At 37.1% G+C, this 22,019-nt stretch carries 23 protein-coding genes; 10 read left to right on the forward strand and 13 right to left on the reverse strand.

What is annotated here, in order from left to right; translation table 11 throughout:
* Positions 1 to 30: 30 nt before the first annotated feature.
* On the forward strand, positions 31 to 996 hold the full coding sequence (locus ACIF8R_RS04015) for an AraC family transcriptional regulator (RefSeq protein ID WP_396479232.1): 966 nt from the start codon (positions 31 to 33) through the stop codon (positions 994 to 996).
* Positions 997 to 1,035: 39 nt separating this feature from the next.
* Here ACIF8R_RS04015 and ACIF8R_RS04020 read toward each other — a convergent pair whose 3' ends face one another.
* The 3 genes from ACIF8R_RS04020 to ACIF8R_RS04030 all read right to left on the reverse strand — a co-directional run bounded on the left by ACIF8R_RS04020 (position 1,036) and on the right by ACIF8R_RS04030 (position 3,930).
* On the reverse strand, positions 1,036 to 2,901 hold the full coding sequence (locus ACIF8R_RS04020; protein WP_396479233.1) for a SurA N-terminal domain-containing protein: 1,866 nt from the start codon (positions 2,899 to 2,901) through the stop codon (positions 1,036 to 1,038).
* A 131-nt stretch (positions 2,902 to 3,032) separates the two neighbouring features.
* On the reverse strand, positions 3,033 to 3,305 hold the full coding sequence (locus ACIF8R_RS04025) for an HU family DNA-binding protein (protein ID WP_001043034.1): 273 nt from the start codon (positions 3,303 to 3,305) through the stop codon (positions 3,033 to 3,035).
* A 169-nt stretch (positions 3,306 to 3,474) separates the two neighbouring features.
* Positions 3,475 to 3,930: a phasin family protein gene (locus ACIF8R_RS04030; protein WP_304400635.1), complete on the reverse strand. Its 456-nt coding sequence runs from the start codon at positions 3,928 to 3,930 to the stop codon at positions 3,475 to 3,477.
* 210 nt (positions 3,931 to 4,140) lie between these two features.
* Between ACIF8R_RS04030 and ACIF8R_RS04035 the strand changes: the two genes are divergently transcribed.
* The 8 genes from ACIF8R_RS04035 (at position 4,141) to fdx (ending at position 10,254) form a co-directional block, all read left to right on the forward strand.
* The gene (locus ACIF8R_RS04035) at positions 4,141 to 4,788 is read left to right on the forward strand and encodes a hypothetical protein (protein ID WP_396479235.1); all 648 of its coding nucleotides are present in this window, start codon (positions 4,141 to 4,143) and stop codon (positions 4,786 to 4,788) included.
* A gap of 110 nt (positions 4,789 to 4,898) precedes the next feature.
* A complete protein-coding gene (locus ACIF8R_RS04040) occupies positions 4,899 to 5,372 on the forward strand; it encodes an Rrf2 family transcriptional regulator (protein ID WP_004701912.1) in 474 nt (157 codons plus the stop codon).
* A 1-nt stretch (position 5,373) separates the two neighbouring features.
* Positions 5,374 to 6,591 carry an IscS subfamily cysteine desulfurase gene (locus tag ACIF8R_RS04045; protein WP_002050229.1) on the forward strand — a complete coding sequence of 406 codons (1,218 nt, stop codon included), beginning with the start codon at positions 5,374 to 5,376 and terminating at the stop codon, positions 6,589 to 6,591.
* 66 nt (positions 6,592 to 6,657) lie between these two features.
* The gene (gene iscU, locus ACIF8R_RS04050; protein WP_002049835.1) at positions 6,658 to 7,044 is read left to right on the forward strand and encodes a Fe-S cluster assembly scaffold IscU; all 387 of its coding nucleotides are present in this window, start codon (positions 6,658 to 6,660) and stop codon (positions 7,042 to 7,044) included.
* Positions 7,045 to 7,074: 30 nt separating this feature from the next.
* Positions 7,075 to 7,395: an iron-sulfur cluster assembly protein IscA gene (gene iscA, locus ACIF8R_RS04055; protein ID WP_002050042.1), complete on the forward strand. Its 321-nt coding sequence runs from the start codon at positions 7,075 to 7,077 to the stop codon at positions 7,393 to 7,395.
* Positions 7,396 to 7,480: 85 nt separating this feature from the next.
* Complete coding sequence (hscB, locus tag ACIF8R_RS04060; protein WP_151793645.1) at positions 7,481 to 7,999, forward strand: Fe-S protein assembly co-chaperone HscB; 519 nt, start codon at positions 7,481 to 7,483, stop codon at positions 7,997 to 7,999.
* 38 nt (positions 8,000 to 8,037) lie between these two features.
* Positions 8,038 to 9,897, forward strand: a complete 1,860-nt coding sequence (gene hscA / locus ACIF8R_RS04065) for a Fe-S protein assembly chaperone HscA (protein WP_396479237.1) — start codon at positions 8,038 to 8,040, stop codon at positions 9,895 to 9,897.
* Positions 9,898 to 9,915: 18 nt separating this feature from the next.
* Complete coding sequence (gene fdx / locus ACIF8R_RS04070) at positions 9,916 to 10,254, forward strand: ISC system 2Fe-2S type ferredoxin (RefSeq protein WP_002049779.1); 339 nt, start codon at positions 9,916 to 9,918, stop codon at positions 10,252 to 10,254.
* A 50-nt stretch (positions 10,255 to 10,304) separates the two neighbouring features.
* Here the strand turns inward: fdx and ACIF8R_RS04075 are convergent, their stop codons facing one another.
* From ACIF8R_RS04075 to ACIF8R_RS04110, 8 genes are all read right to left on the reverse strand, one after another.
* Complete coding sequence (locus ACIF8R_RS04075; protein ID WP_396463214.1) at positions 10,305 to 11,774, reverse strand: adenylate/guanylate cyclase domain-containing protein; 1,470 nt, start codon at positions 11,772 to 11,774, stop codon at positions 10,305 to 10,307.
* Positions 11,775 to 11,826: 52 nt separating this feature from the next.
* Positions 11,827 to 12,261, reverse strand: coding sequence for an HIT domain-containing protein (locus tag ACIF8R_RS04080; RefSeq protein ID WP_004701924.1), 435 nt, complete (start codon positions 12,259 to 12,261; stop codon positions 11,827 to 11,829).
* A 201-nt stretch (positions 12,262 to 12,462) separates the two neighbouring features.
* Entirely contained in the window at positions 12,463 to 15,924 is a 3,462-nt protein-coding gene (mfd, locus tag ACIF8R_RS04085) for a transcription-repair coupling factor (protein ID WP_396479238.1), read from the reverse strand.
* Between the two features lie 134 nt (positions 15,925 to 16,058).
* Complete coding sequence (locus tag ACIF8R_RS04090) at positions 16,059 to 16,418, reverse strand: hypothetical protein (protein ID WP_396479240.1); 360 nt, start codon at positions 16,416 to 16,418, stop codon at positions 16,059 to 16,061.
* A gap of 84 nt (positions 16,419 to 16,502) precedes the next feature.
* Positions 16,503 to 17,435: a Dyp-type peroxidase gene (locus ACIF8R_RS04095; protein ID WP_396479242.1), complete on the reverse strand. Its 933-nt coding sequence runs from the start codon at positions 17,433 to 17,435 to the stop codon at positions 16,503 to 16,505.
* Between the two features lie 143 nt (positions 17,436 to 17,578).
* The gene (locus ACIF8R_RS04100) at positions 17,579 to 18,358 is read right to left on the reverse strand and encodes a glutathione S-transferase N-terminal domain-containing protein (RefSeq protein ID WP_396479244.1); all 780 of its coding nucleotides are present in this window, start codon (positions 18,356 to 18,358) and stop codon (positions 17,579 to 17,581) included.
* Positions 18,359 to 18,382: 24 nt separating this feature from the next.
* The gene (gene rraA, locus ACIF8R_RS04105; protein WP_396479246.1) at positions 18,383 to 18,889 is read right to left on the reverse strand and encodes a ribonuclease E activity regulator RraA; all 507 of its coding nucleotides are present in this window, start codon (positions 18,887 to 18,889) and stop codon (positions 18,383 to 18,385) included.
* Between the two features lie 12 nt (positions 18,890 to 18,901).
* Entirely contained in the window at positions 18,902 to 19,567 is a 666-nt protein-coding gene (locus ACIF8R_RS04110; protein WP_335862167.1) for an NAD(P)H-binding protein, read from the reverse strand.
* Between the two features lie 212 nt (positions 19,568 to 19,779).
* Here ACIF8R_RS04110 and rpsT point away from each other — a divergent pair, with 212 nt between their 5' ends.
* On the forward strand, positions 19,780 to 20,046 hold the full coding sequence (rpsT, locus tag ACIF8R_RS04115) for a 30S ribosomal protein S20 (RefSeq protein WP_002117906.1): 267 nt from the start codon (positions 19,780 to 19,782) through the stop codon (positions 20,044 to 20,046).
* 57 nt (positions 20,047 to 20,103) lie between these two features.
* Here the strand turns inward: rpsT and ACIF8R_RS04120 are convergent, their stop codons facing one another.
* Positions 20,104 to 20,838, reverse strand: coding sequence for a phosphoglycerate mutase family protein (locus tag ACIF8R_RS04120; RefSeq protein ID WP_311071295.1), 735 nt, complete (start codon positions 20,836 to 20,838; stop codon positions 20,104 to 20,106).
* 57 nt (positions 20,839 to 20,895) lie between these two features.
* The gene (locus ACIF8R_RS04125; protein WP_396479248.1) at positions 20,896 to 21,753 is read right to left on the reverse strand and encodes a 3'(2'),5'-bisphosphate nucleotidase CysQ; all 858 of its coding nucleotides are present in this window, start codon (positions 21,751 to 21,753) and stop codon (positions 20,896 to 20,898) included.
* Between the last annotated feature and the right edge of the window lie 266 nt (positions 21,754 to 22,019).

Genomic DNA, 22,019 nt, shown 5'->3' on the forward strand with positions numbered 1-22,019 from the left:
CTTATAGCTCACTATAATTTTATTAAAATAATGATTGATCACGTAAATATGGATGCACTAAGTAAATTTTTTGATGATATCCACTTAAATAAGTCTGAATATATCTATATAAAAGCACAAGGTGAATGGGCCTTTAAAACACAAGATCAATCTGCTTTACTTGCTTATATCGTTTTAACGGGTTCTGTATATATTCACATAAATGCTTCAGAAAAAATAACAGCAACAGCTGGAGATATTATTTTAATACCCTCTGGAAAAGCTCACCATGCTACAGACTCAAAAGCTACTGCGAGTAAACTTGTAGATCCTGTCGATATTACTCCGTTATTTAATGGGCATCGTCATGATCCAATTGAACTAGGTTCATCAGCATCTGAAAATACATTATTGCTCTGCCTACGCTGTCAAGTTGATACGTATATGGCTGGGCCACTTATTAATGCATTACCCTCTATTATGCATATTCAGCATGTGAACCAAACGACTCCACCTGAATGGTTGCAAATAGGACTTTATTTTCTTGCTGTCGAAACACAAAAAATTCAACCCGGTCATGACAAAATTATTGATCACTTAGTTAGTATTCTTTTAATTGAATGTATTCGAGATCATATTCAACAAATGTCTGACCAACAAAACTGGTTAGGAGCATTAACTCATCCTGAGTTAAGTAATGCACTATCTGCAATTCATAGCCAACCTGAAGCAAGCTGGACTGTTGAATCATTAGCTGAACAATGCTGCATGTCACGTTCTAAGTTTGCCAATCTTTTTAATAGTATTATTGGGGAACCTCCCCTTACTTATTTACAGCATTATCGCTTTCGTTTAGCGAGCCAATATCTACGTACAAGTAATTTATCAATTCAACAAATCTCAAATAAAGTGGGCTATTCGTCAGAAACAGCATTTAGTCAGGCATTTAAAAGAGTATTTGATTTATCGCCTAAACAATATAGACAAAATTATATTGGCAGTAATCTTGATCAGTAATAAAAAAAGCGCCGAAGCGCTTTTTTTATTACATAAGTTTTATTTAATTTTAGCGTGTGACTTTAAGTATTCGCTGTAATCTTCGAGTATTTGCTGACCGCGAGATTGGCGATAAAGCTGTTGTAATTGCTTCAACTGATCGGCTGGCATAGCGTTTACGGCAGCTGAATTTACATTAGAAACAGCAACAACGACTAATTCATTTGGTAAGTTCGCTGTTGTAACAGACCACATACCTGGTTTTGGCGTAGGAACACTAAATGCTGCACGCTCAATTGCACGTTTCAAACCTTGTGAACGAGTAAAGACACCAGCAGATTCAAAAGGCACATTATTTTTCGCAACAACTTGTTCAGCTGGCTGAGTTTTGAATTCAGTCAACATTGTTGCAATTTTAGCTTGAGCTGCTTTACGTGCTTTTTCATCGATCACTTTAGCTTTTGCTTCATTCATCGCTTGAGCAATTGGTTTAACACCAGCAGCATGATAATCACGTACTTTAATCCAAACTGTATCACCATTCGCTAATTGAATATTTGATGAAGCATTACGATCGCCATTTTTCACATCATCATTAAACAATTTAATTTTTACGTTTGGATCACTTAGTTGTGGATTTTGAGTCGCTAAAGTTACACCATTTAATGATTCAATTTTAGTCCCTTTAACTTGCTGTACAACTGCATCTAAAGAGTCATTACCAACAATTGTTTCATTCAAACTATTTACAGTATCTGAATAAACAGTAGCAACTTTATTCTTTTCAACTTCAGCAGTTAAACGCGCCTTCTCAGCTTCAAATGAAGGAATTTGAGTCGCTGGGGTTTCTGCTTCAATAATATGATAGCCATATTGTGTTTTTACTGGCTGTGAAACTTGACCATTTTTCAAACTTAAAACAGTTTTATCAAATGCATCAGAGAAAACGCCAGGTGCATAAGCCTCAACTAAACCGCCTTTCGCTTTTGAAGTTGGATCTTCTGAGAACTGAGCTGCTGCTTGAGCAAATGAAAGACCGCCTTGAATTTTTGCGTATACATCTTTAGCGAGCTTTTGAGCTGCTGCATCATCACGAGCATCTGTCGTAATAAGAATATGCTTCACTACACGTTTAGCATCTTTTTGCTGAGTTTCTACAAACTTCGCATAAGCTTGTTTAAGCTCAGCATCTGTTGCAGGCGCAGGTTTCGCCATTAAAGACGGAGATAAAACAACATAATCTACATCAACAGAAGCAGGCTGTTTAAACTCATTTTGATGTTTGTTGTAGTAGTCAGTAGCTTCTTGATTAGAGGCTGTTAAACCAGTTTTATAAGTGTCTAATTTAATACTAGCTAAATGTAATGTACGTTGTTCAGTTTGCAAATTCGCAATTTGCATTAAATCAACTTTACTTACTAAAGAATAATCTGAAAAAGTTGAAGTCAACATTTTTAAAGCGTGATCTTGACGCAAGCTCGCAATTAAAGCTTGGCTTGTCATACCAATCGAACGCAAATAATTTTCATATAATTTTTGTGAAAACTGGCCATTTTCTTGCAAACTTGGCTGCTGAGCTAACATTTGCTCGATTTGAGCATCGCTCAAAGAAATACCCAGTTTTTCAGCTTGCTGAATAAGTAAATTACGAGATACCAATATATCAAGTGCTTTTGCTTGAATTACCGGTAAATTCAATAAACTTTCATCACCCTTTACAGCAGCTAAATATTGTTCTTTATACCTTTGCGTTAAAGTTTCAAGGTCTTTTTTTGATATGTCCTGTCCATTTACAGTTTTTGCGACATCTGCCTTGTTTCCCCTATTAAAATATCCATTAATACCTACAAGCGCTAAAGGGGTCAAAAACAAAATTAAAAGGACTTTGCCGAGCCAACCCTTAATGACTGTACGAAACGATTCCATAAGTATTCCAATATTTTATTTCGAGGAGAATTTTAACTGAAAAACCACAATGAATGAATGAGCAATATTGGTCAATTCAGATATTTAATAAAAAACGCGCCTATATCGGCGCGTTTAATCATCTTAAAAGATTAAGCAACTGAATCTTTAAGACCTTTACCAGCTTTAAAGCTAGGTACTTTTGTTGCTTTAATTTGAAGCTCTTCGCCAGTTTTAGGGTTACGACCAGTACGTGCAGCACGTTCTTTAACACTGAAAGTACCAAAACCAACTAAAGTTACTGTGTCACCTTTTTTAAGTGCTTCAGTAATTGACGCAATTGTCGCATCGAGTGCCTTGCCTGCATCAGTCTTAGATACTCCCCCTTTTTCAGCAATTGCATCGATTAATTCTGATTTATTCATGAATAAAACATCCTCTTAATATCGTTTGTTTAAGGTCCAAGGCTATAGTTTAAAAGGCCATGACGCCTTTATAGCAATGCTTTGGGGGAAAACGCAATACTAGAGCAGAGCTTTTAGCAAAAATAAATGCTAAAAAACTGTTATATATTTGCTAAATCCCTACATTTTTTTACTTTTCATTCAATTTTGCCTTCAATTTCTGATTTTCTTCAATTAAAGCATCTACCTTTATATGTAGTTGAACTAGGAGTTGTTCAATGTGCTGCAAGTCCTTAGGAGTAACCAAACCAATTCGATTTAAAGAGTGGTTTACACTCGTATCTAAAATTTTTTCGACCTTGTCTTTTGTATCAGACACTGACTCTTTCGCTTTTTCGGTTACTTTACCAACAGTTGTATCGGCTAAATCACCAGTTTTAGACTCGAGCTCTTCACCTACTTTGACTAGAGAGTCAAATAGTTTATTGCCTTCTTCTTCTGCACGAGAAAAAGCACCTAAACCCGCTAACCAGATTTGTTTGGTATACTTCCTAAAATCTAATGCAGATTTCCTAGAACTTTTTGATTTTAATTTATTTTTTTCTCCTTGATCTTCTGCTTGTGTTTCTATATTTGCATTATCCATTGATCTAAGCTCCTGATCGGATGAGACAGACGAAGTCTTATTTAACCACAAAATATTCTTATAATAACAAAGTCAAGACTTGATACATTTATGAAACTGTTCTACAAAACAATCATGTCATGTAAATATATTTAACAGGACATTGTGTTAAGTTTGAGATAGGATGTCTCATTCTCTCAATTAATCTCTAATATTTAAGGATAAACTTTTATGAGTGAAACGCAACAAAGACAAAAACATCCACGTCTGTTGCTGAATATTGTTCTAATTATTTTAGAAACTTTTTTCTCATTTATTCTCACCCACGATGGTGTTCTTCGCTTGCAAGCGAAAAAATTTATCGCCAACAAAATAACAATCCGTATTAATAGCTATTTGCCATTTTTTGACTTTTATGTGCAATTTACGGAAAAAGGACTGCTATTTGATATTCATTCATATGATCGTCGTATTGATCTAGAAATCAATAGTACCCTCATCGATCTTATCAAAATTTTTGCCTTCTCAAATCAACGCAGTTTAAACAACATGCGAATTGATGGTGATGCAGAAACTAAAAAAGAACTTATCGATTTAATTTCACATCTTACTTTACCTAAGCTTCTTGCAGATTGGAAACAATGGTTCAACAAACCGGATGATGAAGCCGAAGCCCTTGCTTCACGCAAAAGAATTGCCCCATTACTTGAAAAAATCGATCAACAACGTTCAGAGATAAATTCGTTGCATGTCGAAATTAAACAATATCAAAATCGAATTGCACGTTTACAACAGCGTCAACGCAACATTAACTTGTGCTTTGGTATAATTAGCCTAATATTTATTGCTTATTTCATATATAATTTGTGGGTGGCCTAACTTATTTTTTCTATCTTGATCCTGCACTTGAATTAAAAATAAAAAAACTTGACTATTTTAGTCGGGATTCATAAAATCCTATTATCTAGTCTTAACATGTGTATCGAATCATGCGCCTTACAACTCGCGGTCGCTACGCAGTGACTGCTCTACTTGATTTAGCTTTGCAGCCAACTGAACAAACGATCACGCTCGCCGAAATTGCCGCACGTCAATCTATTTCAGTTGCTTATTTAGAGCAGTTGTTCGCAAAACTTAAGCGTCATGGGTTAGTTTCTAGTGTTCGCGGTGCAAATGGTGGTTACCATTTGGCTCGAAACGCTGATGAAATTACTGTGTTAGAAATCATTGAAGCCGTAAATGAAACTGTTGACGCAACACGTTGTGACCACAAAGGCAACTGCCAAAATGGTGCAATGTGTCTTACTCACGATTTATGGCAAGAACTCTCTCATCATATTGCCGACTATTTAGCCAAAATCACACTTGCCGACCTCATTAGCCGAGACAACGTTCAAACTGTTGCACTACGCCAAAATGTGACTGGCATAGATTCAGCTCTTTTATCGGGTACAGGTATTTGATATGAAACGTCCAATTTATCTTGATTACGCAGCAACCACTCCAGTAGATCCGCAAGTTGCAGAACGTATGATGGAGTGTTTAACTTTCGACGGTACCTTTGGTAATGCTGCATCTCGTTCCCACGCTTACGGCTGGCAGGCAGAAGAAAAAGTTGAATATGCACGTGAGCAAGTCGCAAATTTAATTAAAGCTGATCCACGTGAAATCGTTTGGACTTCTGGTGCAACTGAGTCAGACAACCTTGCTCTTAAAGGTGTAGCTCAATTCTATGCATCTAAAGGCAAACACATCATTACAAGTAAAATTGAACATAAAGCCGTTCTAGATCCTTGTCGTGAATTAGAAGAACAAGGTTTTGAAATTACTTACCTAGAGCCAGAGCCACAAACAGGTTTAATTACTCCTGAGATGGTTAAGGCTGCCCTTCGCCCAGATACTATTCTTGTTTCCCTTATGATGGTAAACAATGAAATTGGTACAGTTACAGATGTAGCGGCGATTGGTGAATTAACACGTGCCAACAAAACATTTTTCCATGTAGATGCAGCGCAAGCAGCTGGTAAAGTTGATATCGACTTATCTACTATGAAAATTGATCTTATGAGTTTCTCTGCTCATAAAATTTATGGTCCAAAAGGCATCGGCGCATTATATGTACGTCGTAGTCCACGTGTTCGCTTAAAAGCACAAATTCATGGTGGTGGTCATGAGCGTGGTATGCGTTCTGGTACTTTGGCAACTCATCAAATCGTTGGTATGGGTGAAGCTTTTGAAATTGCAGGCAAAACAATGCATGCAGAACAAGAGCGTATTCGTAAACTTCGTGACAAACTTTGGAACGGCTTACAAGACCTTGAACAAGTGTTCCTAAATGGTCACCCTACTCAAAACGTTGCTAACTATTTAAATGTCAGCTTTAACTTTGTTGAAGGTGAATCTTTAATGATGTCGCTTAAAGATGCTGCTGTATCAAGTGGTTCAGCTTGTACTTCTGCAACTTTAGAGCCTTCATATGTTCTTCGCGCATTAGGTTTATCTGATGAGCTAGCACATAGCTCAATTCGCTTTAGTTTTGGTAAATACACCACTGAAGAAGACATTGACCACGTGCTTACAATTACCAAAGCCGCTGTTGAGAAATTACGTGAACTTTCTCCGCTTTGGGACATGTACAAAGAAGGTATCGATCTTTCTACAGTTGAATGGGCAGAACACTAATTATTGAAATTAGTGTTTTAACCCTCATATTAATATTAGGCTGACCCCGAGGTTTGGAGAAGCGAAATGGCTTATAGCGAAAAGGTAATTGATCATTACGAAAATCCACGTAATGTTGGTGTTTTAGATAAAAACTCTGAAAATGTTGGTACAGGTATGGTGGGTGCACCTGCATGTGGCGACGTGATGCGTTTACAGATTCAAGTAAATGACAGTGGCGTAATCGAAGAAGCACGCTTTAAAACTTACGGTTGTGGTTCTGCAATCGCATCAAGTTCCCTTGTAACTGAATGGTTAAAAGGCAAAACTCTTGATGAAGCTCAAGCAATCAAAAACATTGATATTGCAACTGAGTTAGCTCTTCCACCAGTAAAAGTTCACTGTTCTGTTTTAGCTGAAGATGCAATTAAAGCTGCGATTGAAGATTATCGTAGTAAAAAGTCAAAAGCTTAATTTGTTACCATTATAAACGTTGGAGTTTTCATGATTCATTTAACTGAAAATGCTGCGACTCATATTAGCAATTACCTTAAAAACCGAGGTAAGGGTGAAGGCATTCGCGTTGGTGTGAAAACTTCTGGTTGTTCTGGGTTGGCTTATGTTCTCGAATTTGTAGACGATATCGATGAGCATGATCAAGTTTTCGAACAATTCGGCGTTAAGGTTTTTGTAGATCCTAAAAGCTTAGTTTACTTAGAAGGCTTAGAAATGGACTATGTTAAAAATGGCCTTAATGAAGGGTTCGAATTTAACAATCCTAATAAAAAGGGTGAATGTGGTTGTGGTGAGTCTTTCACTGTTTAACCCTCTCCTTTCCTTTTTCTCATTAAAACAGTGTCTTTCAAAAGCACTGTTTTAATGTATTTAATTAACGTGGACCCCATTTCTAATGAATCATTTTGAGTTGTTCAATTTACCTGTGGCACTCGATATCGATTTGGCAAGCTTAAAATCAAATTTCTTGAGTTTGCAACAACAATATCATCCAGATAAAGCCGCAGATAAAGATCAAGCATTGATCAAATCAAGTGAAATCAATCAAGCTTTTAAAACGCTTTCACAAGTTGATAGTCGTGCTGCCTACCTTTTAGCACTTAAAAAGCAAGATCATCATCTTGACCAATCTATTAGTGATTTTGAATTTCTACAATCTGCATTAGAACTTCGTGAACAACTTGATGAAGCCACAACACCTGAACATTTACGTACTTTAAGATTAGAAGTACAACAATGGATTGATGGCTTAGTTCGTGAATTCAAAATTGATTACAGCGAAGAAGATTGGGCTGAAGCACGTGATACCGTACGTAAGTTGCGTTTCTTTCAACGTGTTTTAAACGATATTGATAAAGCAGAAGATCAACTGTTAGATGAAGAAGACAGCTTTGATTTAGACGATGATTTTTAATTTTGCTTTCTCTACTTTATTTTCAAGGGATTTAACTCATGGCACTTTTGCAAATTGCTGAACCGGGTCAATCCAGTGCCCCACACCAACATCGCATTGCGATTGGTATTGACCTAGGAACAACACACTCATTAGTTGCGACAGTGTTATCAGGCAAACCTAAAGTACTCAATGATGTCCAAAATAGAAGATTACTTCCTTCTATCGTTCATTATGGGGAAAATACAACTCATTATGGTGAAGAAGCCAAACCATTTATTATTGCAGATCCCAAAAATACAATTGTATCTGTTAAACGATTTATGGGTCGCTCAAAAGCAGATATTAAGTTTCAGCATCCTTATGAATTAGTAGGCTCAGAAAATGAAATGCCTGCTTTTGAAACACGTGCTGGGCGCAAAACACCAGTAGAAATTTCAGCTGAAATTTTAAAACAATTAAAAGATCGTGCTGAAGACAGCTTACAAAATCCTGTTAATGGTGCTGTAATTACCGTTCCTGCTTATTTTGATGAAGCTCAGCGTCAAGCAACTCGCGATGCAGCTCAACTTGCTGGTTTAAACGTATTACGTTTATTAAATGAACCTACAGCTGCTGCTGTCGCTTATGGATTAGATCAAGAAAGTAATTTAGAGACCGACCGTAATTATGTAATTTACGATTTGGGCGGTGGTACTTTTGATGTATCAATCCTACGTTTTTCACAAGGCGTATTTGAAGTTTTAGCGACTGGCGGTCATACAGCTTTAGGTGGTGATGACTTAGACCGTCTAATTGTAAAATGGGCAAAAAAACAGCTTAATATTGATGTATTAAGTAATGAAGACTATGCCGTGTTTATAGTTGCAGCACGTCAAGCTAAAGAGCAATTATCGACTCAAGATGCTGTTGAATTAAAACTGCTTGATGCAACTCTTACTCTAGACCGACCTACATTTGAAAGCATTATTCAAGTTGCGTTAGATAAAACGATCAGTGTTTGTAAGCGTGTACTGCGTGATGCAAAGCTCGAGTTAAGTGACATTCAAAATGTAGTTTTAGTAGGTGGTTCTACCCGCTCTTATGCAGTTCAAAAAGCTGTACGTGAAGTTTTTGACCAAGAACCTCTCTGCACAATCAACCCAGATGAAGTTGTGGCAATCGGTGCTTCAATTACAGCAAACCAGTTAATTGGTAATAGCCAAGATGGCTCACTTCTTCTAGACGTAACTCCTCTTTCTCTTGGTTTAGAGACAATGGGTGGCCTGGTTGAACGTCTCATCTCTCGTAATACAGCTATTCCTGTTGCACGTCGTCAAGAGTTCACGACCTACCAAGATGGTCAAACTGCCATGTTAATTCATGTGGTTCAAGGTGAACGTGATTTAGTTGAACATTGCCGCTCGTTAGGTAGATTTGTACTCCATGGCATTCCGCCAATGACTGCAGGTCAAGCACGTATTGAAGTCACTTTCCAAGTTGATGCCGATGGCTTACTCACCGTTTCTGCTCGTGAAGCAACTTCTGGTGTACAAGCTCATATCGATATCAAACCATCTTATGGTTTATCTGAAGCAGATACAGAACGCTTATTAATTGAAGGTTTCCAACATGCTGAAGAAGACAAAAATCTTCGTCATTTAAAGGAAACTAAAGTTGAAGCAGAACGTGAACTTGAAGCTCTAGAGCAAGCATTAAAAGTAGATGCAGATTTACTTGATGAAACGCAGCTTGCAGAACTCAATTCTGCAAAAGAATCATTAAAAGCTCAACTTGAAGGTAGTGATATCCAAGCGATTGAGCAAGCTGTTCAACAGCTTAAAGTACATAGTGACGCTTTTGCAGCATTACGAATGAATCGACATATTGACCATGCCTTAAAGGGCACGAAGCTCGACGATTGGTCAAAATCAAACTAAAAGGTATAGGTGATCAATATGCCACGTATTAAAGTACTTCCTCATGCTCAGATTTGCCCTGAAGGCGCAGAATTTGAGGTTGAACAAAATGCCAATCTTTGCCAAAGTCTGCTCAATAAAGGTATCAAAATTGAGCACGCGTGTGATATGTCTTGTGCATGTACAACTTGCCACGTGATTGTTCGCAAAGGTTTTGATAGCTTAGAAGAAATGAATGATGTTGAAGCCGATCTTTTAGACCGTGCTTGGGGATTAGAACCTGACTCTCGTCTTTCATGTCAGGTTAAAATTGTAGATGAAGATCTTGAAATTGAGATTCCGAAATATACAATTAACCATGCTTCAGAAAATCATTAAGATTTAATGGTAAAAAAAGCTGCTTAAGCAGCTTTTTTTATTTATATGATTTATACCGAATCTTGCTCTTGATCAATATTTATTGGCTTAACTTCATCTTCGAGTCTAAGCTGAGCAACACCTTGAGTATTAATTAAAGTTTGTTGAACTTTAATGCGTTGAATCATTTTTTCAAGCACTTCAACCAACTCAGGATATTCATAGTTTTGTACTTCTTCTAAGTTTAATACTAAATGGAAACCTTTATATTCATAATCAAACCATTGCTGATGATCTGACTTGTTCCCTGTATATTTTTCCATGACTTGCCATGTTTTTACTGCACCTTGAATACCTTTTAAATAAATTGGTGTTTTAGGTGCACATAGAAAATCACTTTTAATGAGTTGATAAGTATCATCAGAAATAAGTATTTCATCGATTTCAGCAGCATATTGTAAACGTGCTGCCAAATTTACATCACGACCTACAATCGTATAGGCCATACGATGTGTTGCCCCATAGTTCCCAACGTGGCAATAACCTGTACTAATACCCATACGGATATGTAAGGCTGAATATCCCATCTTTTTCCAACGTTCGCGTAGCAGCTTCATTTGCTGACGCATCGCAATTGCCATTTCCACACAAGATTTAGCATCTTGTTCAACACCTTGCGAATTTGGATCTCCAAAAAATATGAGAATGGCATCTCCCATAAATTTATCGACAGTCGCCTCGTATTGCTTCGCAATTTCAGTCATATGACTTAAATAGTCATTAAGCAAGAAAGCTAAGTCATCTGGAATTAAGGTTTCCGACAATTCAGTAAAACCCTGAATATCAGAAAAGAATACGGTCATTTTTTTACGTTTATATTCGATTTTTGCTTCAGCCTCACCACGCATAATTGACTGCCATAGCTGTAATGGTGCATAACGGCTTAACTGATTAGCAAAAGCGATATAACGTGTCATTTGGTCATAATAATGCTGACGTTGCTGACTAATTTTTTTAACCCAGCGATGTTGGTAATAATTTCCAATGGTTATAAACATCACTAAGCCAAGTAAAGTAATTACCGTTAATTCTTGGCTTGTTGCTTCAAAATATGGATGAAAACCAAATAGGAAAAAAGTGCTTAAATAAAAAATAATCGCACCAAGTAAACTCGTTAAACAAATCACTGCAAACGAAATACGACTATTAATTGCTGAGTAAAATAATGCAAAAAGCGCAATAAATGTAGGAACAAGATTGAGATGTACGCCCGCTAGAGTAACCGCCACCACAATTGCATCTATCGCAAAGAAAACACTTTTTTGGGTTTTCTTATCAAACTGGTATTGTAACCAATGCTCTAATTTAGAACTAACAAAAAGTAAAAAGAGGAAGAAAGGAGGAATATAGATTTGATAATTAGTATCTGGTGAGGTAAAGGCATAGATCACTAAAATTAATGACAGAATTGAATACCCCATCAAACGATGAAAATATGCAAACTGCTTAGGTTCCCGATCTATAAACCTCTCTAATTGCACCCTATCCTCCACATTTCAATGTTGCCACACTCACATGTGGCATGACATTGATTTAATCCATACGCCAATCAAAAGGCATATCACCTTGACCACGTAAAGCAAGCATAAGGGTCTGACGCATGTGAGCCAGAACATCACTTGTGTATGGCACGGCTGGTGTACCCCACACTGGTTTAGGCCAAGCTACGTCATTTTGATAACGGACTACATGGTGAAAATGTAATTGAGGAACCATATTACCTAAAGCAGCAACATTCATTTTATCAGCACGAAAAACGCGAGCTAACTGGCTAGATAACCAACTTGATTCACGTAAAAACTGTTCTTGGTCAGCTTGACTTAATTCGTATAATTCCGTGATCCCTGGTACGCGTGGTACTAAAATCAACCAAGGAAATTGCATATCATTCATTAAACGACATGTTGAAAGCGGAAAATCGCCTACAAAAAAAGTATCTTGAGCAAGTTGTGGATGCAAACTAAACATATCTTTTATAAATGACAATAAACAATAATGGCTAATACTATCACATCAGTTTTGATGTGAATATTATTAGTAGCCCGTTTGCTTACAAATAACAATGATTTTATGCACTTATTCATATCTCAAGGTATAAAAAAGTGCATAAAATCCAATCACAACAAAACAAATGTTCCAATCAACTACCGCTTATTAAAAAAACAGAACTCAGGCATGTAATTCACTCATCAATTTTTGTAGTAAATCATTGATAAATTGAATTCGTTTTTCATAATCTTCAAGCTGTACCATCACTTTTAAGCGCTGTCCACCTTCCATACGATAATAGGTCGGGTTCTTTTGCATGAGTTGAATAATACTAATCGCCTGAACAGGAGTATCTGGTGAAAATTCAATGTTGCCGCCTTGAGTATTAATATCAATTTTTGTAATACCCAAATGCTCCGCTTTTAAGCGGATCTGATGCACGCTAAACAAATGTTTAACTGATTGCGGTGAAACACCAAAACGATCAATAAGCTCCATGCGGATATTATCCAGTTTTTCTTGAGTATCTGTATTACTAATGCGTTTATAGAATAATAAACGTTGATGAACATCACCTAAGTAATCATCAGGAATAAGTGCAGGAATATGTAAGTTAATTTCGGCAGTTAACGACAATGGTGCATCGAAATTCGGTGTTTTACCCTGTTGAATTGCTTTGGTCGCTTTCTCAAGCATTTCCATATACAAACTATATCCGATCGCCTGCATTGAACCACTTTGTTGCTCACCCAACAATTCACCAGCACCACGAATTTCTAAATCTTCCGTGGCGAGCATAAAACCTGCGCCTAATGTGGAAGCACGTTGAATTGCATCGAGACGTTTTTCAGCATCACCTTTCAAGTGTTTGATTGAAGGCACCAATAAGTAAGCATAAGCTTGATGATGCGAACGACCTACACGGCCACGCAACTGGTGCAATTGTGCTAAGCCAAGCTTATCTGCACGCTCAATTAAAATTGTATTGGCATTTGGAACATCAATACCCGTTTCAATAATGGTTGAACACACCAGCACATTATATTCTTTGTGGTAGAACTGCTGCATAACTTGCTCAAGTTCACGTTCACGCATTTGTCCATGTGCTACTGCCACGCGTGCTTCAGGAACAAGCATGCGAATACTTTCAGCCGCTCGCTCAATGGTATCTACTTCATTATGTAAGAAGTAAACTTGTCCACCACGTAATAACTCACGCAAAATCGCCTCTTTGATTGAAGCATCTGTATGTTCTTGTACAAAGGTTTTTACTGCTAAACGACGTGCTGGTGGAGTGGCAATAATCGACAAATCACGCATTCCCGAAAAAGCCATATTAAGCGTACGAGGAATTGGGGTTGCGGTAAGAGTCAACATATCGACATCGGCACGCAAAGCTTTAATTCGCTCTTTGTCACGCACGCCAAAGCGATGTTCTTCGTCTACAACCATTAAGCCTAAATCTTTAAACTGAACATTTTCTTGTAATAGTTTATGTGTACCTACCACAATATCGACTTTACCATCTGCCAAGTCTTCAATATTTTTTACATGAGTTTTGTTTGAACCGAAACGTGATAACACTTCAATACGTACTGGCCAATCAGCAAAACGGTCTTTAAAAGACTCATAATGCTGTTGAGCAAGTAATGTGGTAGGAACTAAAACTGCAACTTGTTTACCATTTTGCACTGCAACAAACGCTGCACGCATGGCCACTTCGGTTTTACCAAAACCTACATCACCACACACCAATCTATCCATTGGTTTTGCTTGCTGCATATCATACAGCGTGGCTTCAATTGCATTGGCCTGATCAAGTGTCTCTTCATAGGCAAAGCCGCTCGCAAATTGCATATAAAGCGACTGATCCAATTCAAAAGCAAAGCCGGGTTTTGACTGACGACGTGCCTGAATATGTAAAAGCTCGGCTGCAACATCATGAATTTGCTCCAATGCCTTACGCTTTGCTTTACTCCAAGCATCTGTACCAATTTTATGTAACGGTGCTAAATCTGGATCGCCGCCACTATAACGGCTAATCAGATGCAAGTTGGTTACTGGGACATACACTTTTGCATCTTCAGCATAATCCAGTTGCAAGAACTCATAGTCTTGCCCTTCGATAGCCAGTGTAATTAAGCCAGCATAACGCCCCACACCATGATCAATATGTACAACAGGAGCACCAATACTTAGTTCAGTTAAGCTTCGAATTAGAAACTCTTCCGAAACTTCTTGTTGACGCTTACGACGACGCTGTACAACTCGGTGTTCGTAAAGCTGATTTTCTGAAATAACTGTTAATTGATCAGTTATAAGTAAACCACGGTCTAAAGGTGCATTGGTAATCGCAATTGCAAATTGACTGGTTTTGAATTGCTCAAAATTCTCTACATTCGGAATTTCACCCAAACTTGAACGCAATGCATCTTTTAAACTTTCTCGGCGTCCTGCACTTTCCGCAACTAGTAGAACAGGATGGTTTGCTTCATCAATATATTTTTTTACAGCTGCAAATGGTTTTTCTTTTTTTGGATCGACCGGTAATTTAGGTGGTTGCTCAGTTTTAAGATTAAGTGCACCAGCTTTTTCTTCAATCGTTTCTGCACTCACAAGCATTCGTGGAAACTGATTTAAAGCACTCAGCAAATTATTTGGAGAAATAAATAGCTCTTCAGGTGCAAGAAGAGGTTGATCAATATTATGACGTCGATCTTCATAACGACGCATAACTTCTTTCCAGAAGTTAGTTAAATCGGTATCAACATCATTAGTTGTAATTACAATGCAATTCCTTGGTAAGTACATTGTAAACATACTTTGCGATTGCATTTGTTCTTTATCAAAAAATAACGGTAAATAAAACTCAATCCCTGGAGATGCTATGCCATCTAAGACATCTTGATAAATTGGATTTTTCTTAGGATTTGCTGTCGGGAAAAACTCAGAATAACGATCTCGAAAAACTGACCGTGCTTCTTTTAATGGAAACTCTTTAGCTGGTAGAACAGTAAAACTTTTTAGTGTTGTGGTTGTTCTTTGGGTTTCAGGGTCAAAGAATTTTAAAGAATCAATTTCGTCATCAAATAGGTCTATGCGGATAGGAGCTTCTTGCCCAGATGCAAAAATATCCATAATACTACCGCGTACCGCAAATTCTCCATGATCATACACTGTATCTACCAAGTGGTAGCCAGCCTGAACCAGTCTTAACTTTTGCTGTTCTAAATCAAATTTTTGTCCCACTCTTATGTCAAAGTGCTTACCTAAAACCCATGAATAAGGTGCAACTCGTTGAGCCAAAGTACTTGCTGAAATGAGTAATACGCCTTGCTGCGGCATATTCGATAAAATCGCAAGACGCTCTGAGACAATATCCTGATGCGGAGATAATCGATCATAAGGCAAGATTTCCCAATCGGGGAAAATTGTCGGTTTTATTCCATAAAACTCAAGTTCACTTTCTAATTGTGCAACATGCTGGTTATTTCGAGCGACTAAAACTAATAAAGAAGAATGCTGAGTCGCAATTTCTTTAAGCAATAAAGCGGCTGATGAACCTAATAATGACCCCACCCAACGCTTTTCACCGGCCTTGAGCTGTTGCAAATTCAATTGAGAGATTTCTTGTTGAAACATGTATATGGCTTTTATGAGCTAAAAAGATATGAGGTTAATAGTAGCATGATGTTTTTATTGAATTGAGTTATTTTTCTGAAATCAAGCTACTACTTTACGATACTTATTTATAGTTTTTAAACAAATGTTTGAACTTATTTATCACGTAGAAACATCACATAATATTGGTTCAATATTTGTATGATTGCTTTAAGTTCAAGTAACTTTTCTTGAGTATTACCCAACCTTTCGACATAGCGTTGGTTTGCAATCTCTAAGTCAATTTTTTCATTAATTTGTGGCGTAATTTGAAATAACTTACGTAAATCATCAAAGTTCTGTAATTTTCGATTTGAAAAATACTCCATATGCTCTGACCATCTTTCATTAATCACAACATTTTTAATTACGGGTCCACGTTCAGAATCAAAACTAAGTTGATTCTCTTGTAAATAATATAGCTGCTCTGGTGACTCTTTCGAGCCTTGAAAAAGCTGGCTTAACTTTTTAAACATTTCATCACATCGTATTAGTTTCAATATAAATAATGGAAGCAACCTACTCACCTCCACTATTTATATCTAATTATTTTTTCGCGACTATTCGTCACCCAAATCATCGAGAAAATCTACAGTCGGTACGAAAAATAAAGTACCTGTTTGGGCAGTACTAAAGTCAAGTAAACGGTCAAGATGGCCTTGCTCATTTCCTAGGAACATATTTTCAAGCATTTGACGTGTCGTACTAAATTTACGGGAATAACCAATAAAAAAAGTGCCGTATTCATTTTTTGATGGGTTCGAGAAAGGCATATTGGCACGCATAATTTTTAACTCATTACCCTCAGCATCATGCGCTTTACTTACCACATTATGGGCTGTTAAAGGCTTTTCATCATCACCGAGTTCAATATCATTAAACTTTTTGCGACCTATCACTTTTTCTTGTTCTTCATCGCTTAAAGCACGCCATTTTTCCATGTCATGGGTATATTTTTGAATAAATGCATAACTTCCCCCAATAAATTCGGGATCTTCACTACCTACTAGCGCCCATTGTGCAGCAATTACAGGTTCAGGGTTTTCTGTTCCATCCACAAAGCCAATAATCGCTCGACCATCGAAATAACGAAAACCGTGTACTTCATCAATTGGGTAAGTCACTTTACCCAACTGTTCATTGATTATACTTCCCAATTCATAGCAGAGAGCTTGTCGATCAGCACGAATATGAAAGAATAAATCACCAGGTGTTGAAACAGCTGTGTACTTTGGACCTTTTATTTCTTGAAATGTTTCTAATTCTTGAGGCTTTGCTTGCTCTGGAAATAAAACATCCCAGGCATTTGAGCTAAAACCGAATGTGGCATTAAATTTACTTTCTGGATAACGATTAGACAAACTTCGTGTTAACGCTGAAAAATTAGCAGCAAAATTTTTTACTTTTTCTACAACAGAATCACCTTGAGCTAACCCCAATACAATAAATAATGCATTTTCTCCAGGATGACTCGTTACAGGCTGAATTCTCATACATTCCATAAAACAGGCCTTATTTTGGTAATTTACGGTAGTAATTTAGCATATTCATTTTTTTATCGTACGATTTCTTATTGTTCTCATGTCTTAAAAAGAGACTGAATTTACTCAATCTCTTTTAACTTTTCTAACTTATCTTAGCTGCCATACTGCTTTTTTAAGTATTTTACAATTTGAGCAGATTCAAACATTTTCACTCCCGTATTTGGGTCGACTAGATAAGGTACTTGCATTTTACCTTGCATAATCGGCAACAACTTTTCTCTTTTTCCATCTTTTAAGGGTATATATTTACCCGGTTTTAAACGAAGAATAGCAGGTCCCATATCTTGCCATCGTTCTTTTGCCACATTGTACAAAATATAAGGAATTTCAAGCTCACATAGTAGACTTCTTACTACTCTCGAATATGGGCTTGCTTCAAAACTCCATAGTTCAAGTTTTTGCTCAGGCGCAGCTCTATTTACTATTTTTTTATTAATCCATACTCCACGAGCACCGTTTAACAACGTTCCAGCAAATGCCAGATATGGTCTTTTTGGATAATTTGAAAACTTCTGAGGCGTTTGTCCTGTATTACCATAGTGTTTAAATAAGTGATGAATAATATCTTGCGATTCGTATAATTTATCACCTGTATTTTCATCAATTAAAAAAGGAAACTGTAACTTGCCGCCCGTTTCTTTGACAATAGAACGGTATTTCAATCCACCTTTGGGACATGGATAAATTTCAACATCCAAATTTAATAGTGTAATCACTTCACGAACACGTCGACAAAATGGCGAACCTTCAAATTCATAAAGTTTTAGAGCTTTAACAGGCTGATTAGGAAATGCTGTACCTGTAACCCCTCTACCACCTTGAGCAATTGCAGATGCTACTGCTTGCAGCACCTTAATTTGATGATTCACCATTACACGTTCCTTTATATTGTGGAGCTAAACTAATTTTTCCTTAGCAATCACAATTCCATTGTTATCTGCATAAATAAAATCACCAGATTGAATTGTGACTCCACCAAAATACAAAGGAATATCAACTTCACCAATGCCCTTACGATTACTTTTTTGTGGAATTGCAGCCAATGCATGTACACCTAAATCTAGAGTTGCAAGTGCATCAACATCGCGTACACAGCCATAAATAACCACACCATTCCAGTTATTTTTAACCGCCGATTCAGCAATCATATCTCCCATCAGTGCGCAGCGCATTGAAGCACCACCATCCACAACCAACACCTTCCCTGTACCATCTGTTGCTAATAACTCTTTTACACGTGAGTTATCTTCAAAGCACTTTACAGTTACAACCTGTCCGCCAAAGGTTTGACGCGCACCATAACTTTTAAAGTACTTACCATCCATTGAGGGTATGACCACTTGTAAATCTTTTTCTGGGTTATCATCCAATAAATCACATGTCACAAATGGTACTGTAGACACTTGTATTCTCCCTTATCGAGTTTGTTGTATGCTGAGATTATCATATCGTTTAAATGCTTCAATTTGCGTTAGCGCCGCTACGACCATCGTATGAGCCAATTGCTCAGCTGTAACGGGTTTATATTTGAATGGTTTATTCCATTTATTTTCAATGAATTTAAAAAGACTTTGCCCCAAATCTTCCATAAAACGCACATCGCTACGCTTACCAATCAATAAAGATGGTCTGAAAATAGATAGTTTTTCGATACCTAAACTCTCAATATAGTCTTCTAACTGCCCTTTGACCTTATTGTAGAAAATTGGTGAATTTGCATTTGCTCCAAGTGCACTCACAATTAAAAAATGAATATGTTTATCTTGAACTAAGTCTGCAAAGTGAGCATTTATCTCGTAGTCCACTGCATAGAAACCTTGTTTTGAACCTGCTATTTTTAAAGTTGTACCTAAGCAGCTAAATGCGTGAGTATGATCATTTACGTCTTCATCATTGAGCAATAAAAAATCCTCAATCACCAACTGAGTAACTTTTTTATATGTATTAAGTAGTTGTGATTCTTTTCTAACAACAACCGTAATTGCTTCAAATTCTGGTGTTTGTTCAAGCTCTTCAACTAGAGCTAATCCAACGAGTCCTGTAGCACCTACTACAATTGCTTTTTTCGTGCTTATAGTCATTTTTTATTCAACCCTCTTTAAGTTTGTATCAAATTTAACCTTTTCTTACGGTTTTAGCAGCCCCTAAAACGGCTTAAAATGCTCGCAAGGCTTGACTTCACGGTATTGATTCATCACAATATGGCACTTGTTTACGGGCTGGTGATGGTTACACCAGTTTACTGGATTGACCACAGCCCGCCCAGACCAACTTATTTTCAAGGAGTGCAAGAGTGGCAAACTCTGCTCAAGCTAAAAAACGTGCGCGCCAAAACGTAACAGCGCGTAAACACAACGCAAGCTTGCGTTCTATGGTTCGTACTTACATCAAGCGTACTTTAAGTGCAATCGCTGGTGGTGATTATGCAGTTGCTACAGAAGCTTATAAAAAAGCTGTTCCTGTAATCGACCGCATGGCTGATAAAGGCATCATCCACAAAAATAAAGCTGCTCGTCATAAGAGCCGTTTAAATGCTCAAGTTAAAGCGTTAGCTAACTAATTTGAAGTATGTAAAAAAAGCCCAACAGGGCTTTTTTTATTACCTATAATTTTATAATTACTCTACTTTATGAAATTTAGATACATCTAACTCGTAAGCTTCGCCTCTCCAAATCCATTTCAATTTACAATTTGGAAATTCATCCCCTTCAAACCATACAAATAGACCTTCCATCATTTCTGGCCAATCTGCCTTTTGTATTTGATTATTACCTGAAATTACGGCAACTATGGCTGCAATAATCGTGTCGTGACTTACAGCTAAACTTAGCCCACTTTTTGTTTTAGGATGAGTTCGATAAATCAGTTCTAATACATCTAAAACACCAGTAATTGGATGTTTCATGCCTGGCAAAGCATTATTCACAAAACTATTAATAAACCCGAGTGCCCCTTGTTTACGAAAATAAGGAGCAGCCTGCTGAATATCGAGTACAAAACTTCCCGGCTCTACCAATAAGCCTTGCTCAACAATTTCAATCGTATGCGTATTAGGTTCAGGACTTACACCGTCTGCACCCTCAATCATAAGTGCAGCCGTATCGACACAACGTTGAATTGGACTAGAAATACAGTGTTGAATCACACGATCCGTATTTTTAATTAAGTAGCTACCCCATGCTTGTGCAAGCTCACGGCCTTGAGGAGTAAGTTGAAGGTCGTATCCCGCCAAGCCTTGCCCATCAACCAGCTCTCTTAAAGAGTGACGTGTAAAAAGGGTTACAGGGGTTGAAGCATCAGGCAATAAATCAATTGCTTCAAACATGCTTTTAGGCAATAAATCGAGTGCCATTTTGATCGTGTCATCTTTTCTCAATATTTTGCCACTATAGCATGTCTACAATAACTCTCAATCCAAAACACCCGATTGAGCTAAAGCTTCAAATGCTATTTTTTTGCTTTCCTGATCACGAAATGCGATAAAGCCTCCGTTTAATACAGTATCACGCTGATTATATTCAAAGGGTTTACCTTTTAGGGTGAGTAAACCTCCACCAATACTTTCTAATAATCCCTGACCTGAACTGGTATCCCATTCAGATGTAGGATGAAATCTAGGGTAAATATCAATCTCACCCTCTAACATCATACAAAACTTATAAGCGCTGCCCGCTTCACGTCGAATTACGGTACGTTTTTTTTCAATAGGTTCAATAAATTTATGATATTTCGGATTTTTACTACTATGACTTAAACCAATTTGTACAGGTGCTTGTGTTGAATAAGACTCTTTTTGGTATTGGTACCATTGTTTTTGGCTAAAGCTATATTTAAAAGGCAAATCTTTTAAATAACCTAAATAAACAACCTGTTCACAAGGCACAACGATCACAGAAAATACTGTTTCGCGTCCCTCAATCAAGCTCAAGTTTATCGTGAACTCATCCCGTTCATGTATAAACTCTTTGGTACCATCAAGCGGATCAAGCATCCAGCAAGAAGACCAGTCATGGCGAGCGCTATAGTCACTTTCTTCCGATAAAACTGGTAACTCCGGTGTGATTTCTGCAAGATGCTTTAATAAAAATTGATTTACCTTTAAATCTGCTTGAGTTACAGGCGAATCATCATGTTTTTCTTGAATATTAAACTCATATCCTGCTGAATAGTTTTGATATTCTTGTAATAAGATCTGACTAGCCTCTTCCAAAATTGGTAGCAGCTGTTCAATTAAGGCATCATTGGGACGAGTTGTTGTTATAAACATAAATAAGCTCTATTTACTTTCCTTTTCATTATAAGTGAATTATGACAAATTCAGTATTCACCAACAGTCTAGTATCCTTATAAAAATGCTTTATCTTTAATTAAGAACACCGTTATTTCTTCAAAAGCTCAGTCTTTATATTTTAACTGGGTAAGATGCTTATAATTCAAGAGAAAGTAACGTTAAATTTTGTATAAAAAATATGCTATAACTTATGAAAAATAAACAACTTAATGTGAAACCAACCATTTTCTTTTCACACTTTT

It is taken from the genome of Acinetobacter sp. ABJ_C4_1, assembly GCF_044538495.1.
Classification (GTDB): Bacteria; Pseudomonadota; Gammaproteobacteria; order Pseudomonadales; family Moraxellaceae; genus Acinetobacter; species Acinetobacter nosocomialis_A.

Coding starts and splice junctions, on each gene's coding strand:
- hscA (WP_396479237.1), top strand. CDS start 8,038: ATGGCACTTTTGCAAATTGCTGAACCGGGTCAATCCAGTGCCCCACAC.
- ACIF8R_RS04015 (WP_396479232.1), top strand. CDS start 31: ATGATTGATCACGTAAATATGGATGCACTAAGTAAATTTTTTGATGAT.
- ACIF8R_RS04020 (WP_396479233.1), bottom strand. CDS start 2,901: ATGGAATCGTTTCGTACAGTCATTAAGGGTTGGCTCGGCAAAGTCCTT.
- ACIF8R_RS04030 (WP_304400635.1), bottom strand. CDS start 3,930: ATGGATAATGCAAATATAGAAACACAAGCAGAAGATCAAGGAGAAAAA.
- fdx (WP_002049779.1), top strand. CDS start 9,916: ATGCCACGTATTAAAGTACTTCCTCATGCTCAGATTTGCCCTGAAGGC.
- ACIF8R_RS04095 (WP_396479242.1), bottom strand. CDS start 17,435: ATGAGAATTCAGCCTGTAACGAGTCATCCTGGAGAAAATGCATTATTT.
- ACIF8R_RS04125 (WP_396479248.1), bottom strand. CDS start 21,753: ATGTTTATAACAACAACTCGTCCCAATGATGCCTTAATTGAACAGCTG.
- ACIF8R_RS04040 (WP_004701912.1), top strand. CDS start 4,899: ATGCGCCTTACAACTCGCGGTCGCTACGCAGTGACTGCTCTACTTGAT.
- ACIF8R_RS04045 (WP_002050229.1), top strand. CDS start 5,374: ATGAAACGTCCAATTTATCTTGATTACGCAGCAACCACTCCAGTAGAT.
- ACIF8R_RS04110 (WP_335862167.1), bottom strand. CDS start 19,567: ATGACTATAAGCACGAAAAAAGCAATTGTAGTAGGTGCTACAGGACTC.
- ACIF8R_RS04025 (WP_001043034.1), bottom strand. CDS start 3,305: ATGAATAAATCAGAATTAATCGATGCAATTGCTGAAAAAGGGGGAGTA.
- ACIF8R_RS04090 (WP_396479240.1), bottom strand. CDS start 16,418: ATGTTTAAAAAGTTAAGCCAGCTTTTTCAAGGCTCGAAAGAGTCACCA.
- mfd (WP_396479238.1), bottom strand. CDS start 15,924: ATGTTTCAACAAGAAATCTCTCAATTGAATTTGCAACAGCTCAAGGCC.
- hscB (WP_151793645.1), top strand. CDS start 7,481: ATGAATCATTTTGAGTTGTTCAATTTACCTGTGGCACTCGATATCGAT.
- ACIF8R_RS04035 (WP_396479235.1), top strand. CDS start 4,141: ATGAGTGAAACGCAACAAAGACAAAAACATCCACGTCTGTTGCTGAAT.
- ACIF8R_RS04080 (WP_004701924.1), bottom strand. CDS start 12,261: ATGTTTAGTTTGCATCCACAACTTGCTCAAGATACTTTTTTTGTAGGC.
- iscA (WP_002050042.1), top strand. CDS start 7,075: ATGATTCATTTAACTGAAAATGCTGCGACTCATATTAGCAATTACCTT.
- iscU (WP_002049835.1), top strand. CDS start 6,658: ATGGCTTATAGCGAAAAGGTAATTGATCATTACGAAAATCCACGTAAT.
- ACIF8R_RS04100 (WP_396479244.1), bottom strand. CDS start 18,358: ATGGTGAATCATCAAATTAAGGTGCTGCAAGCAGTAGCATCTGCAATT.
- ACIF8R_RS04120 (WP_311071295.1), bottom strand. CDS start 20,838: ATGGCACTCGATTTATTGCCTAAAAGCATGTTTGAAGCAATTGATTTA.